Source organism: Staphylococcus sp. GDY8P54P, assembly GCF_017892645.1.
GTDB lineage: Bacteria > Bacillota > Bacilli > Staphylococcales > Staphylococcaceae > Staphylococcus > Staphylococcus ureilyticus.
Genome location: NZ_JAESLN010000006.1, coordinates 1 through 15,871, shown reverse-complemented (window position 1 = coordinate 15,871; position 15,871 = coordinate 1). Strand labels below are relative to the sequence as shown.

General features: G+C 32.0%; 15 protein-coding genes. 3 read left to right on the top strand and 12 right to left on the bottom strand.

Features of this window, described 5'->3' with window-relative positions; all coding sequences use genetic code 11:
- Positions 1-226: 226 nt before the first annotated feature.
- The 10 genes from KA883_RS00675 to KA883_RS00630 form a co-directional block, all read right to left on the bottom strand.
- Positions 227-1,486: an aminoacyltransferase gene (locus KA883_RS00675; protein WP_046208311.1), complete on the bottom strand. Its 1,260-nt coding sequence runs from the start codon at positions 1,484-1,486 to the stop codon at positions 227-229.
- A 32-nt stretch (positions 1,487-1,518) separates the two neighbouring features.
- A complete protein-coding gene (locus KA883_RS00670) occupies positions 1,519-2,778 on the bottom strand; it encodes an aminoacyltransferase (protein WP_046208312.1) in 1,260 nt (419 codons plus the stop codon).
- 292 nt (positions 2,779-3,070) lie between these two features.
- Positions 3,071-3,730, bottom strand: a complete 660-nt coding sequence (locus KA883_RS00665; RefSeq protein ID WP_046208313.1) for a type 1 glutamine amidotransferase domain-containing protein — start codon at positions 3,728-3,730, stop codon at positions 3,071-3,073.
- 132 nt (positions 3,731-3,862) lie between these two features.
- Positions 3,863-4,594 (bottom strand): tryptophan synthase subunit alpha, encoded by a 732-nt coding sequence (gene trpA / locus KA883_RS00660; protein ID WP_046208314.1) that lies wholly within the window; start codon positions 4,592-4,594, stop codon positions 3,863-3,865.
- The gene (gene trpB / locus KA883_RS00655; RefSeq protein ID WP_046208315.1) at positions 4,587-5,801 is read right to left on the bottom strand and encodes a tryptophan synthase subunit beta; all 1,215 of its coding nucleotides are present in this window, start codon (positions 5,799-5,801) and stop codon (positions 4,587-4,589) included. Before trpB ends, trpA begins: the two co-directional genes overlap by 8 nt.
- A 2-nt stretch (positions 5,802-5,803) precedes the next feature.
- Entirely contained in the window at positions 5,804-6,433 is a 630-nt protein-coding gene (locus tag KA883_RS00650) for a phosphoribosylanthranilate isomerase (protein WP_210139815.1), read from the bottom strand.
- The gene (gene trpC, locus KA883_RS00645; RefSeq protein WP_210139814.1) at positions 6,430-7,212 is read right to left on the bottom strand and encodes an indole-3-glycerol phosphate synthase TrpC; all 783 of its coding nucleotides are present in this window, start codon (positions 7,210-7,212) and stop codon (positions 6,430-6,432) included. The genes KA883_RS00650 and trpC overlap by 4 nt, the downstream gene beginning before the upstream one ends.
- Entirely contained in the window at positions 7,196-8,212 is a 1,017-nt protein-coding gene (gene trpD, locus KA883_RS00640; protein ID WP_046208318.1) for an anthranilate phosphoribosyltransferase, read from the bottom strand. Before trpD ends, trpC begins: the two co-directional genes overlap by 17 nt.
- Positions 8,181-8,777 carry an anthranilate synthase component II gene (locus tag KA883_RS00635; RefSeq protein WP_046208319.1) on the bottom strand — a complete coding sequence of 199 codons (597 nt, stop codon included), beginning with the start codon at positions 8,775-8,777 and terminating at the stop codon, positions 8,181-8,183. Before KA883_RS00635 ends, trpD begins: the two co-directional genes overlap by 32 nt.
- Positions 8,774-10,183, bottom strand: coding sequence for an anthranilate synthase component I (locus KA883_RS00630; protein ID WP_046208320.1), 1,410 nt, complete (start codon positions 10,181-10,183; stop codon positions 8,774-8,776). Before KA883_RS00630 ends, KA883_RS00635 begins: the two co-directional genes overlap by 4 nt.
- A gap of 718 nt (positions 10,184-10,901) precedes the next feature.
- On the opposite strand from KA883_RS00630, the gene KA883_RS00625 reads away from it, so the two are divergent.
- A complete protein-coding gene (locus tag KA883_RS00625) occupies positions 10,902-11,993 on the top strand; it encodes a prephenate dehydrogenase (protein WP_046208321.1) in 1,092 nt (363 codons plus the stop codon).
- A gap of 293 nt (positions 11,994-12,286) precedes the next feature.
- Here KA883_RS00625 and panD read toward each other — a convergent pair whose 3' ends face one another.
- Complete coding sequence (gene panD / locus KA883_RS00620) at positions 12,287-12,670, bottom strand: aspartate 1-decarboxylase (RefSeq protein ID WP_046208322.1); 384 nt, start codon at positions 12,668-12,670, stop codon at positions 12,287-12,289.
- Positions 12,671-12,796: 126 nt separating this feature from the next.
- Between panD and KA883_RS00615 the strand changes: the two genes are divergently transcribed.
- Positions 12,797-13,669: an oxidoreductase gene (locus KA883_RS00615; protein WP_210139813.1), complete on the top strand. Its 873-nt coding sequence runs from the start codon at positions 12,797-12,799 to the stop codon at positions 13,667-13,669.
- Positions 13,670-13,962: 293 nt separating this feature from the next.
- On the opposite strand, the gene KA883_RS00610 is transcribed toward KA883_RS00615, so the two are convergent.
- On the bottom strand, positions 13,963-15,234 hold the full coding sequence (locus KA883_RS00610) for a Y-family DNA polymerase (protein WP_046208324.1): 1,272 nt from the start codon (positions 15,232-15,234) through the stop codon (positions 13,963-13,965).
- A gap of 147 nt (positions 15,235-15,381) precedes the next feature.
- Between KA883_RS00610 and KA883_RS00605 the strand changes: the two genes are divergently transcribed.
- Positions 15,382-15,570 carry a 2-hydroxymuconate tautomerase gene (locus KA883_RS00605; protein WP_046208325.1) on the top strand — a complete coding sequence of 63 codons (189 nt, stop codon included), beginning with the start codon at positions 15,382-15,384 and terminating at the stop codon, positions 15,568-15,570.
- Positions 15,571-15,871 lie beyond the last annotated feature (301 nt).

Genomic DNA, 15,871 nt, shown 5'->3' with positions numbered 1-15,871 from the left:
ATCGCATGATTATCCACATAAAAGGAGTGGGCAGAAATCTAATTTTCAGCCGCGGCAAAAATGACTAGAATTGAAAAATTATTAGGGTTTATCAGAGCTTCAGTTCAGTCATCTATTGCCAAAATAAAATGAGGTTCGGCGAATACATTATGTCGCTGCCTTTTTTGAACATAAGAAAGCATACTGGCTTAGGGCTTATATACCAGTATGCTTTCTTTTTTATTTTTTATTTTTTAATTTTTTTCCTAATATTGTTAAGCGTATTGAATAACTTATATTTTGTTTTTTTGATTGGTTTATAAAAATCACCAATTAATTCTTCGATTTGTACACCGAAACCACGCTTAAATCGGTAAACACCATAGTCTTCACTATTTTCAGTGAAGTCACCAGATAAGCCATAGAAATTATAACGACCATATCCGTGATCAAAACAATAATTAATCATAAACCAATGCATCATATATGGCCCCATATATTGATTGTATTTCTCAGATGACCCACCTGAGAAGTAATTCACTTCATATGCATTAGCAAAATATACGCCTGCTGCAAGATTTAAGATTGAGCCATCTGTCTGTCTTAATTCACTCGCATGTAATAATTCTTTTTTATCATGTTCAATTTGTTTATCGATTTCAGCAATTTTTTTCAATTGCTTGTCAGATTTATTCTCATTTTGCATCATTTGATCTCTACGTGCTTCTTTTTCATTAATACTTTCTTGTGTATGCGTAACATATTCATCTAAATCTAAATAAGCTAGAGGAATCAAAGCTTTATCCCCATAATTATCTATGAAATTATAGAAATATTCATCCGTTTTGGATACAAAACCAGCACGTTTTTCAGTTTCACGATAAAGTGATAAAAAGATATCAAATTCTTCTCTTTCTAAAAATCTTACTCTCACGCCGAAATTAATTGCTTTATTTATATTTCGTTTTCTTTGACTATCAAACTGTTTTTTTAATGACGCAGGTGTTTTACCATCTAAATTAAGTACACCCATCCATCTAACCTGACTTGATGTATCATATTCTGTTGTAAACCCATGATGCGTATATCCATGAGATTTAAATAAATTAACAAGCGCATCATTTTCTTGATGATCAGCCATTGGATGAATATCTTTATCATAAATTTGGTATATCCAATAAGGATCCATTTTTACATATAAGCAATTTTGTTTTTGAAGATAAGTATCTAATTCACGTAAATAGAAATCAACTAAACCTAAATCTTTATAATCCATGACTGGACCACGGTTTGAATAATAAACATAGCTTCCCATAGTTGGGATTTTAGAGAAAAGACTAGCTGCGATAACTTGATTATCATCATCTTTTAAGCCTAATAAAACAACTTGAAAACCATCTTCTTCTCTAGTAGCTATATTTTCTTTTACTTGAAAGTAATGACTCTCTAATGCTGGATTTTGTACAAAATTGTCAAATTCTTTGACAGTTAACTCTGTAAATTTCATTATAGCTAGTTCCTTTCTAAATATAATACATATTACTTTTTATCTTTTAATCCCTTTAACATTGTATAAATTTTGTACATTGGCTTATTGATTGGTTTTATAAAATCACCAACATATTCAACTACATCAGCGTTGAATCCCTTTTTAAACTTCACAACACCTGCATCTTCTGCTTCTTCCGAAAAATCACCACTAATGCCATAGAAGTTATATCTATCGATATTATTATCGATTGCATAATTAATCATTTTCCATTGTATTGCATAGCTTCCTGCAAAATGTCTAAACTCGTTAGATGTTCCTCCCGCATAATACACTACTTCGTATGGATTGACGATAAAGAATGCTGCTGAAATTGGTAATTCATTACCGTGTTGTTCTTGTAATGATTTAGCTTCATCAATCTTTTGTTGATTTGCAATAAGTTGTTTTTCTAAATTTTCTTTTTTATTATATGCTTTTTTATTTTCTGGACGTTTTTCTATATCTTTAAGCGCTTTGTTAATATCTTTACTTAACACTTCACGCTCTGACTTGAGTTCATCGATGTATGCTTCAAAATCCATATAGGCTAATGGCACTAATACACGATTCTTATAATACTTCAGTCTATTGTAATAGAAGCTGTCTTCTCTATCATCAAAATCTTTCGATTCTGAAGTATCTTCCATAAACGAACGGAAAATTGGTAATTCATCTTCGCCTAAGAATCTGACTTTCACACCATTTTTTTGAACTTTTTTTGTATTACGTTTACGCAAACTATCCATATCATTTAGGACATCTTTTGCTGTCTTATCTTTTAAATCTAAAACAGAGTGGAATCTTATTTGAATAATTGGATCAAAACCAGTTAAAAACCCTTGATGTTTATATCCAAGTTGCTTCATTTTATCGAAAATCCAATCATGACCAGCATTTTCTAATACATCTCCATCATGATTTCGATATTGATATGCAAGGTATGGATCTACTCTTAAATACAATGCATTATGTTTTTTCACATATTTAGCTAATTCATTGAAAAAATAATGGACAAGTTCTTTATTTTCGAAATCAATCACCGGTCCACGATTTGTATAAAAATATTTGAATATTTTCATAACCGGTACAGCAGTTAATAAGCAGGCTGCTATAACTTCATTTTCATTATTTTTCACGCCTACCAAATGCGTTTCTGTACCTTCTGCAATTTTCAACTCATAATTCCCTACCATTTGTGTAAAATGACTGTTGGGCATATGGTCAACAAATGCACCAAACTCTTTTGCAGTTAAATTCGTAAATTTCATTTTATATACTCCTATTTGTCTATAGTACTTTATTTCGAGTTTAAACTTTAATCTTAATTATTATACAATATTCAATTATAAAACTAAATCGATACCCTAGTTAGAATTACTAAATGCTACAATTTACTTATAATTTATGTGTTGCTTTATTATAGCATTACTTTTATTTTAACAAAGAATAACTATTTAAACACAAATCTTAATTAAATTATGAAAAAATAAAAACTACTAACAAGTTTTATACTTGTTAGCAGTTTAGGTTATCTAAAATCACCTGGTTTTTAAAGACTAGCTATTTTAAGGCATCTTTTAGTGCTTCACCGATTGCTACACTAGATTGAGGATTTTGGCCAGTGATGAATTGGTTATCTGTTTCAACATGTTCTGTGAAGTTATCTTTTGGAACAAATTTAGCGCCTTGTTGCTCTAACTCTGTTTGCGTTAAAAATGGTACTTTATTTTCTAGTCCCATCGTACGCTCTTCATTATCTGTAAAGGATGTTAAAGTAACACCTTCTACAAGATATTTACCATTTTTGTCTTTTGCACCGACAAATGCACTTGGACCATGACATACAGAACTGATAAATTTGCCTTCATCTTTAAAATCAGACAATATATTCGTTAATTTTTGATTATGCGCGAAATCAAATACTGTACCGTGACCTCCTGGTAGGTATACTGCATCATATTCTGAAACATTAATATGATCTATATTTGGCACATCACTAATTTTTTCTACAAATTGTGCGTATTTCGTTAATTCATCATTTTGAGTTGAATTTGGATCTAAAGGAATTTCTCCACCCTCAATTGAAACGATATCTACGTCGATACCTGCTTCCGTTAAAATATGATGCGGTTCACTTGCTTCCTCTAACCATAATCCTGTTGGTGTACCGTCTTCATATTGTGCTCTACTTGTTATAATGAATAAAACTTTTTTATTCACGATTGTCACCTCTTCATTTATTTAGGTTTTTATCTGCTTGAACTCAGTTAGAATTCAATTCTGTGTTTCGATATTGACTATCTATTTCAAACAATACCCACCTAAAATAAACTTTACACATCAACCGTTAATTTATACATCATCTAACGCTGTTCTAATAGATTTTAGATATGCGATTGTTGATGCATTTTGATCTTGTTCAAACCGTTTAACAATTTCACTACCGATGACTACACCATCAGCTACTTCGCTAATATCATTAACATGAGCTTTAGTTCGGATACCAAAACCTGCTACTACAGGTACATGCGCTTTGTTTTTAATTTTTTCAATTTTTCGTTTCAACTCTGGATGGAACTTTCCATTTTCTCCTGTTGTCGCATTCATTGTAACTGTGTAGATAAACCCTTCCGCATTTTCAGCAATTTGATTGATGCGTTCATCAGATGTTGTCATAGCAACTAATGAAATAATATTAACTTTACGGTGAGGATGTCTATTTTTTAATTGTTGGACAAGTTCATGTGGCAAATCAGGTATTATTAAGCCATATACACCAGCTTTCTCACATGCGTCAAAAAAAGCGTCTTCTCCATAATGATTAATGATATTGATATACGTCATAAGTACGTATTGACTGTTTATAGCATCACGATGTGCAGTCAGTTCATCAAAAATATATGTGATATTCACACCTTGTTGTATGGCTTTATTACCGGCTTCCATAATCACTGGTCCATCAGCTACTGGATCTGAAAATGGAACCCCTATTTCAATAATATCCGCGCCTGATTCACCTAATATTTTCATGTTTTCAATAAAATTTTTGTTCCCCATGATATAGGGAATAAATAATTTATGCATTACTTTCGCCACCTTGTCTCATGTAATTTCTAATTGTTTCCATATCTTTATCACCGCGCCCTGACACAGTAACAACAATGATTTGATCTTTATCCATAGATGGTGCTAACGCTTCTACAAAACTTAGTGCGTGTGCACTTTCTATCGCAGGTATAATACCTTCTGCCTGAGTGAATTTCACTAAGGCATCCATAGCTTGTTTATCGCTAGCAGTTGCATATTTAACTCTACCTATATCATGATAATATGAATGTTCCGGTCCTACACCCGGATAATCTAACCCAGCTGAAATTGAATGTGCTAATTCTATCTGTCCATTTTCATCTTGTATTAAATACATTTTCGTACCATGTAAAATACCTTCTTGTCCTTTATTTATTGCGAGTGCATGTTTGTCACTGTCAATGCCCTCACCTGCTGCTTCAACACCATATAGCGCCACATCATCTTGAATAAATGGGTAAAATGTACCAATTGCATTTGAACCTCCACCTACGCATGCAACCATCGCGTCTGGTAAACGTCCTTCCTTAACTTTGATTTGATCTTTGATTTCATTACCTATAACTTTTTGGAAATCTCTCACGATAGTTGGAAATGGATCTGGACCTAAAGCAGACCCTAATAAATAATGTGTATCGTCTACATGACTCACCCAATATTGTAGCGCCTTATTAACTGCATCAGATAACGTCCCCTGACCTTCCGTTACGGGTTCAACTTTTGCACCAAGTAATTCCATTCTAAATACATTTAATTCTTGTCTTTTGATATCTTCTTCACCCATAAACACTACGAGCTCCATATCAAACAATGCCGCTGCTGTCGCACTAGCAACACCATGCTGTCCTGCACCTGTTTCTGCAACTAATTTATTTTTGCCCATTCTTTTAGCTAAAAGTGCTTGACCCAAGGCGTTATTAATTTTGTGAGCACCGGTATGATTTAAATCTTCTCTTTTTAAATATATTTTTGCGCCACCTAGCGCTTTTGTATATGATGCTGCATATGTTAACGGTGTCTCTCTTCCTACATAATCTTTTAAATAATTATTCAGTTCATTCTGAAACTCAGGATCTATTTTAGCTTCTCCATAAGCTTGTTTAAGTTCTTGAATTGCTGGCATTAACGTTTCAGGGACATATTGACCACCAAAATCACCAAAAAATCCAAATTCATCTGCTTCTGTCTGTATGTTTTTAACCATATTTAATTAACTCCTTTTACAAGTTCTATGATTGCTTGCATTTTATTGCTATCTTTTATACCATTTGTTTCGATACCACTTGCAATATCATAACCATTGTGATTTAAATTAAGTTTATTTATACTTTGAATATTTTTATAATTCATTCCGCCAGCTATTAAAAAATCTACATCTTTTATATCTTTTAAGATTTCCCAATCATAGGATTGGCCAGTACCACCGTAAGCAATTGAAGGTGTATCAATTATAAATTGGTCTACAAAATCTTTATAATATCGAATGTCTTTTGCTAATGTATTTGCATTTTTTGCAGGCAAAGCTTTAATAATTTTTATATTACTTTTTTTCTGACGTATAAAATGAATAGTTTCTAATTTTTCTGTTCCATGTAATTGAATGGTATTAATATTTGTATTATCTATGAGATGACTGATTGTTTGATGATCTGGATTTACTACAATTACTACTTTGTCTTTATCTTTTGGTATTAAATTTGCAAATGCCTGTATCTTATCAATTTCCACATAACGTTTACTATTGGGATAATGAATAAAACCTATTGCATCAATATTTAAATCTTTTGCCTTATTTACATCTTCAAGTGTTTTAAAACCACAAAATTTCAATTTCATCCTTTCACCTTATCTAACTTAAGACTTGGTAAAAACTGACTTAAATCATCACATTTCATTAAAGATTCACCAATAAGCAAACCATCAATACCTGCGTTTACAATGTTTAATACATCTTGTTGATTACGTATGCCACTCTCAGAAATATAATAATAACCTGCTTTTTTATTTTCTAAAATTTCATTGGTATGCAAAACATCTGTTACAAATCGTTTTAAATCTCTATTGTTTACACCAATAATTTTGGGATTCAACTTGTAAGCACGTGCCAACTCTTCTTTATCATGAACTTCTACTAAAACTTCTAAATTTTTTGAAGTCGCGTAATCATATAATTCTTTCAACTGCTTGTCGGTTAATACATTTACAATGAGTAAAATGATAGACGCTCCTGCTTTTTTGGCAACATCAATTTGAATAGGATCAACTACAAAATCTTTACACAATACTGGTAAATCTGTGACCTGTGTCAATGTTTGTAATCGTTCGTAACTTCCGCCAAAATAATGTTCGTCTGTTAAAATTGAAACTGCATTAGCACCAAATGCTTCATACGCCCTAACCTGTTGTGTTAAATCTCTTCCTGGAAGTTCAGATAATGTCGGACTTTTTGATTTTATCTCAGCAATTACTGATAATTGATCAGCTTGTGATAACTGTGATTCAAACGTTTGTTTATGCGTGATGTCTATTTCCTTAAGGTCAGATAATTTTTTTGTATAATAATCGCTTTGTAACAATTCCTTTTTATAAGCTACGATTTCATCCAATATAGTCATACGTTTTGCCTCCCATTTTGTTGTATTGTTTGAGCGCATCTCCATTTTTAATCAGCATCTTTGCTTTATGAACACCTTCTTGAATGGTGGCAGCTTTTTCAGAAACATATAAGGCAATGCCTGCGTTCAATAGCACCACATCTCTTTTCGCACTTTGATCTTTACCATTTAATATTTGTTTTGTGATTTCTAAATTTTCCTGGGGAGTTCCTCCTATTAAATCTGAATTTGGGGCATAATCTAATCCTACATCTGTCGCATTAATAGTATAAGATTTAATATATTTATCTTTCGTTACTTCATATAGTGTGTTTTCCCCGGATAATGTAGCTTCATCCATACCATTGGCTCCATGTAAGACGATTGCTCTCTTTCTACCTAAATCAGCTAATGTTTGAGCAATTTTATTTAACTGTGAAGATTCATAGACACCCATCACTTGATAATCTAATTTGAACGGATTAATGAGTGGTCCAGTAACGTTAAAAATAGTTGGATTACTAATGGCTTTCCTTAACGGTTGGATATGTTTCATAATTGGATATGTTTCAGTCGCATTTAAAAAAACAAGCCCTTGTGCTTTTAAATGCGTTTCTGTTTCCTCAACATTTCGCGTTGGAATACACATTGCATTTAATAAATCGGTACTCCCTGAAGCTGACGTAACACTTCTATTACCATGTTTAATCACTGGAACACCTGCACTAGCCAATACAAAAGATACTGTTGTTGAAATATTAAAGCTATTAGATTTATCTCCACCAGTCCCACAAACGCACATACTATTAGGATAAGTTGGTTGTTCAGGGTACATAGACCCTATTAAACTTTTCGACATATATGTTAATTCTGCTTGACTCGGTTCTCTCTCTGAAAAGGCTTCTAACAGTTCTCTTTTAGTATCGATTTCTAATTGATCCGTGATCAATAATTCTATAAATTCATTCATTTGTGCTTGATCAAGTGGTTTATACTGTTTTATATGATTTTGTAGACTCAATATAATTGGCCTCCTCTACTATATTTAAAAAGTTACTTATGATTGCTTCCCCATATTCTGTCGCAAAAGATTCTGGGTGATATTGAATACCAAAATGTAAATAATTAATATGTTCAAATGATTGAATACTATCTTTTGTTTGAGCAGTTATTTTTAGTGTATCTGGTAACGTTTTTGGGTCACTAATCAATGAGTGGTACCTCATTATTTCAGAATATTCTGTAATATTCCGGTATAGTTTAGACTCACTTACAATCTGCATTGTATCTTTTTTTCCGTGACATATTTTTTTACTTTGGATAACATCTCCGCCGTGGTAACATGTCAATGCTTGTGATCCCAGACATACACCTAATATCGGTTTATATTTATAATGTTCAATAATATTGACTAAATGGTTAGTATCTAGCGGATGTCCAGGGCCAGGTGATATAACCAAACCATCTATTTCTAAATCAAATATATCTGCATCGTCTGGATATTTAATAATTACATCAGAAGTCTTTCCTACAATATCGACTAAGTTATACGTAAAAGAATCGTAATTATCCACTACTAATATCATGGTGTAACCTCCAATAAACTTTTGGCTTTTAATTTTGTTTCTTCTAATTCTTTTTCAGGTATTGAATCATAGACGACACCACATCCTGCTTCTACATTGATATACGTTTCATCAATCATCATTGTACGAATCGCTAAGGCAAAATCTAGGTCATGATTACAGTTGATATATCCTATACCACCACTGTATACACCTCTTTTTTGAGGTTGTGCTTCATATATTCTTTGTATCGCTCTTAATTTAGGTGCGCCGGACACGGTACCCGTTGGTAATAAACTTGCGATTACAGTCATCGGTGAATAATTTGATTTCAGCTTTCCTGTTACCTCACTCACAATATGCATCACATGTTCATAGCGTTCTATTGACATTAATTTTTCAATTTTAGAACTAGCAATTTCACTTACTCTATGAATATCATTTCTACCTAAATCAACAAGCATGCTATGTTCGCTTATCTCTTTTTCATCGCTGATTAACTGTTTTTCATTTTCAAGATCTTCTTTGTCAGTCGCGCCCCGTTTTATTGTTCCAGCTATTGGGTTTGTTACTACATTTTGTCCTTTCACTTTGACAAAACTTTCAGGCGAACTACCTACAATAATTGGTTCATCAAAATTCAAATAATACATATAAGGACTTGGGTTTTGTCTCTTTAAATTTTGATAAAGCTGATAAGATAATTGTTGTAAATTCATTCCAAAATCATGTTTGTACTTATATATAATTGAAGGTACAACTTGAAACATATCTCCTTGTTGTATCAGCGATTTCATTTCGCTAACAGTTTTTTTAAATTGATCAGGAGCAATATTTGACTCAATTGCTTTTGCTTTTGTGTCATTTTTTATAGGTGCAGGATATATATTTACGTCTTGTAACTCATCAACATGACGTTTGACACGGCGTGCTAATTGTTCTTCACTTTCATTTGAAAACAAGTTTGTGGATATAACATATAGATGCTCTTTGTAATGATCAAATACATATACATCCTCTACCATGTAAAATTTAGCATCGTGTTGTTTATGGTCAGCTAAATCGATTTGCTTTAATACAGGAAATTCATGTCTTACTAAGTCAAAACTACACGATCCAACAAATCCCGATACAAACGGTAATTGTGCTAAATCTTCATCTTCTATTTCTGCTTTATATTGATCTATAAAAGCTTTCAACTTTTCATATGGTGCTTCGTTTTCTATTTCATTTTGCCTATCATTGTATTGAATGACCATATTTTCATTATCTAAAGTCACGGCGCCGTACACATCAAATATTACAATTGAATAGCGTCCTTTTACTTTAGATTGTTCTGTACTTTCCAATACTATTTTTCGTTTTTTCAATCTTGCCAATGCTTCTGGTGTTACTTCAGCATTTATCCTTTGATATTGTACTTTCATTTTTATTCCTCCTCATAAAAAAATCAGCATCCTTAAATATTAATTAAGGACGCTGATGCGCGGTACCACCTAAATTAGTAGACATTATCAGTTTCATCTACTCACTCATTTAATTATGCAATTTTAATCCAACAAAACCCAATTTCAGTATGTGTAGGTGTTAGTTTTCATCTACCACTAACTTTCTGCTTGCTACCATTCACAACTTACTACATTTTGTTTTTTTATAAAAAAACACCACACTAACGCATGCTGTAAGGACGCGTTACCGTGGTGCCACCTTAGTTAACAATTTCATTGCTCACTTTAAATGCTATTATATTATCCTCACGTTTAAAAGCCCAATTCACAATATATGTTGTGCTAATTTTCATCTGCCATTAGCTTTCTACTTGCTACAAATCATATACGTTACTTTATCTTTCAAACGGCAACTATCGTTGCAAAATGAATTAACTAGAATAATACAAGTATCATTTAATTTTGTCAACTCTTATTTTAAATTTCTTCAGTTTATTTAAAGTTAATTAGTGACTAACCTTTTTAAATATATAGCCTTTGTTTTAGTTAAATCGTTTCGAATCAAAAGTGTTTTAAAATCGTGTCCTTATATGTTAATTCTGTTTATGAAATAGAAATTGAAACACGTATTGCGAATTAACTTCACCTACTATACAATGTTACTATTCTGAAAATTTTGATAGAGGTGGTCAGCAAAATGAAACAAATACTTTTTGTAGGTTTAGGCTTAATTGGTGGTAGTCTGGCCAGTAATTTAAGATATTATCACAATGACATTGAAATTACTGCATATGATGCAGATCGCTCTCAACTAGAAAAGGCTTTATCTATTGGAATTATTGATTATCAATCTAGTGATTATAAAGCCTGTGTAGAAAATGCAGATATTATTATTTATGCCACGCCTGTGCAACAAACAATCAAATATTTACAAGCACTACCAAACTATCAAACGAAGCCTAATGTCATCGTTACTGATACTGGCAGTACTAAATTGACAATTTTGCAATATGAGCAATATCTTTTAAATCACAATATCCACTTAATTGGTGGTCACCCAATGGCAGGTAGCCATAAGTCCGGTGTGCTCAATGCAAAGAAACATTTATTTGAAAATGCTTTTTATGTTTTAGTTCACGATGAACCTGCAAATGATAAAGCTTTTGATGAAATACGTTTATTACTTAGTACAACAAATGCTAAATTTATTGCTACCAATCCAAAAGAACATGATTTTGTAACAGGCATTGTTAGTCATGTCCCTCATATCATTGCATCGAGTCTCGTGCATTTAAATGCAAACCATGCGTCTCACTCTTCACTTGTTAAGACACTTGCTGCTGGAGGTTTTAGAGATATTACAAGAATTGCAAGTGGCAGTCCAATTATGTGGCGTGATATTACCATTGAAAATAAAAATACCATCGTTGATATATTAAAGGAATGGAAATCACAAATGGAAGATGTCATCACGCTCGTTGAAGAAAATAAACCGGAGGCGTTATATGATTTTTATAATGACGCAAAAGTATATAGAGATGAATTGCCACTTAAATCACAAGGAGCACTGTCTATAGAGTATGATCTTTATGTAGATATTCCTGACAAACCAGGTATGATCAGCCAAGTAACACACATCTTAAGTTTACATAATATTTCTATAAGCAACTTAAGAATATTAGAAGTTCGTGAAGATATTTATGGTGCATTAAGAATTAGCTTTAAAAATCCTGAAGACCGAAAAAAAGGCGCTGAAGCATTAAGCGACTTTGATACTTATATTGAATAGACTTTATCTTATCTTTATAATTTAATAACTTCATTGTGATTGTGTTAAGTAATTGCTTAATTTAATTTTTCTTTCCACAAATGCAAAACTTGAAAAAACATTTAAGTCAGTTACTTATTTAGAAGCTGTTAAATATTAATTAGTTCAATGTCAAAATAAAAACGTTTTAGTATATGACCAAATATGAGCCTAGCGCAAGTTTNNAAACTTGCGCTAGGCTCATATCATTTAGTTCTTTTGTCGATTGCATTTGAATTAAAACTATCCAATATATCAAACGCTGTGCTACATATTTAATTTATCAATTTCCCTTCTTCTTCTTGTATCATCTCTATAATTTCATTATCTTCATTCATAAGTGCAACTTTTGGACTATGATTTAATGCTTCTTCTGCTGTAACTTGTACATAAGACATGATAATAATAATATCATTTACTTGAACAAGCCTAGCAGCTGCACCATTTAGGCATATTTTTCCACTATTACGTTCCCCTTCAATCACATAGGTTTCTAATCTTTCTCCATTGTTATTATTCACAATTGCAACTTTCTCATTAGGTAATATATCTACCGCATCTAAAATATTGCGATCTATCGTGATACTTCCTACATAATTAAGATTAGCTTCTGTTACACGTGCACGATGTATTTTTCCATTCATCATAGTTTTTATCATTTGTTTTATACTCCTGTTCAAAAAATTAATTTTACATTTTTAGTTGATTAACACTTTATTATTTATTACTATCATAAGCATATCTATTATAATTTTATTTTCTAAATAAACGGAGGTCAACTATAAATGAAAAAAATAGGTATTATTGGTCCTGGCGCTGTCGGTAGTTGTATCACAGTTCAACTTTTAGCAACAGAACATAAAGTCTATTTAATTGGTAGACGTAATGCGTGCATTACCTATCAAGATCCTTCGAAAAATGTAAATATGACACTTAATGTTGTTACAGCATCGGACATTACCGAACCATTAGATATTATATTCATCGCTGTTAAAATCCCACACTTAGATGGATTATATAAACAAATTAACCATTTAACTCAAGATACTACTATTGTTATATTAGCTCAAAATGGATATGGACAACACTTTAATCTCCCCTTCCCAAATATGTATCAAGCTGTAACTTATATTAGTGGTCAAAAGACTGATCAACACGTGATTCACTTTAGAGATGAGATACTTCACTTACAACGAGATGATAACACAGAGTCATTGAAAAAAACATTAGCTTCAAGTGGACTTTCACTTGTGTTACATAAAAACATTGAAGTGGAAATATGGTATAAACTATTAGTAAATCTAGCAATCAATACAGTTACTGCGCTTGGAATACAGCCTGCTTCTATACTCAAACAACCTCATATTTATTCGCTATGTGTATCACTATTAAAAGAAGGTTATATAATAGCTAAACACTCTGGTATTAATTTTTCTGAGGATGTTATTGATGAAATATTGACAATTTATCAAGGTTATCCAGATGATATGGGAACAAGCATGTATTATGATGTACTTGCAAATACTCCATTAGAAATCGATGGAATACAAGGTTTTCTATATCGACAAGCGCGAAAGTATAAATTAACGACACCGCACCTAGATACGATTTATGCTTTATTATTATCTAGACATCATGTTTTTTCAAATAATTCATAGTAAGCATGTGCACCCTATTATTTTATACATGCTTCTTATGCTGATATTATATTTACAGTTTGGTGGGTGTGTGTTTATTTTATCCTTACGTAGTATAGACAAGACAATTCGTTAATGATGTTATAGATATATGATTTAAATTGTGTCGTTAAACGCTCACTCAATTTGATTTAATAATTATTTTTGGAACGGGCCGCCCCATATAAGCTTATTTAAAATGATACCCGTTCCACATATTGATAATGAAGTTAATTTATAACTACTTTAAATCTTTAGTTTATCATTATTCCTTTTCACATTTTATGGCCGGCCATAAGCCCTAAACGCCCATGTTTTGTACCTGCGTCTGTATAAGAGATTGCTTTAGATACGATACCCTTACCAAATTTTTGATGTAACGCGTCAATCGTTTTGGCCAATTTTTCATTTCTTTTTCTTTCGTATTCATCTATAAATAAATTCAATTGTGTATTTCGCTCATCTATAAACTGTGTGAGTGAAATACTCACTGTTCTATATAGCATTGTTGAATCACATAATTTGTCAGCTAAAGATTCTACCACCTTGAAAATCGTACCTTCTAAATTAGTTGGATCCTCTAATGTGTATTGCTTATGCACCCCTCCATGATCACTATAACCAAATGAAAAATGTATCGTCTTAGCTAATTTATTTCTTGCTCTAACACGACTCGCTACATCCTCAATTAACTCCTGCATCACTACTTTAGCTTCCTCATAACGATAATCACGCATCAATATTTGACTTTTACAAATCGAGGGATTAACTACACTATACTTGTCTCTTATTCTACTTTGATCAATACCATTCGCATGCAAGTGTAAATCCACACCTACTGTACCAAAATCCCTTTTTAAATATTGATATGGATAATGCGCTAGATCTCCTATAGTAAAAATACCGCGTTTATTCATTTTTGCTTCTGTTTTTTTACTAATTCCCCAAAATTTACTCAATGGTGAAACAGGCCAAAGTTTGTGTGGCACATCTTGATATCTCCATTCAGCAATGAAACTATTAGTATGTTTTGCTTCTATATCCATTGCAACTTTACTCAATAACATATTTGAACCAATTCCTATTGAACAATGTATACCTGTTTCTTCTAGAATTTCATATTGTAGCTTTTTGCAAAAAGACTGAATTGTACTACTAAATCTGTGATAACTATTTGTTACATCCATAAAGAATTCATCAATGCTATATTGATGTAAGTCTTCCGGAGCGACATAGCGTAAAGCAATTTTAGAGATTGCTACTGAAACTTCCAAATATTTTCTCATGCTTGGATTGATAATATATATATCATTTCTATGAGGAATTTCGAATAATCTCGATCCTGTTTTTATACCTATAGCTTTTAGTGGACCCGTAGCAGCTAATACAACTGATCCCTGTCTCTTAGTATCTGCAACAACTGCTAACTTTTCTTTCATTGGATCTAGACCTTTTTGTATACAAGAAACACTTGCAAAAAAACTTTTCTGATCAATACACAATATATCTCTTTCCTCTAGCAGATTGTAATCATAAAATTCATACATATGACATTCCTCCCCTAATCACTTATATTATACAAGAACAAATGTTCTATTTCAACTTAAATAAGAACGTTTGTTCTTGTTGTTATTTTTATAATTTTGTGAATTTTCATGCTATAATATATAAAAATAGATTAAGGTGGGATTTAAATGCCAATAGTAAATGTAAAATTGTTAGAAGGTCGCTCTGATGAACAACTAAAAAATTTAGTCACAGAAGTTACTAATGCAGTAGAGAAAACAACAGGCGCAAACAAAGAAGCTATACAAGTTGTAATAGAAGAAATGAAAACTTCTCATTATGGCGTTGCAGGAATTAGAAAATCAGATCAACAATAATTTACATACGAACATAAACATCAATATCTATTGCATCATATAGATATTGATGTTTTTTTACTTTTGCCAAATCTAACTATACATGAATGGTATGCTTAGAGAAACGTATCATGTGTAGGCATATAAAAATGTTTCAACTACATCACTTAAAGCAATTGGGTAATTTGCTGACACCCGAGGAAACTAATATGCAAAAGAGGCTATGGACACGAATCATATTCCTAGGCAAACTGCACAATCAAAATCGCAACATTCAAATAAATAAGGACTAATCCATTGGCATGAACTGCACCCTGTCAAG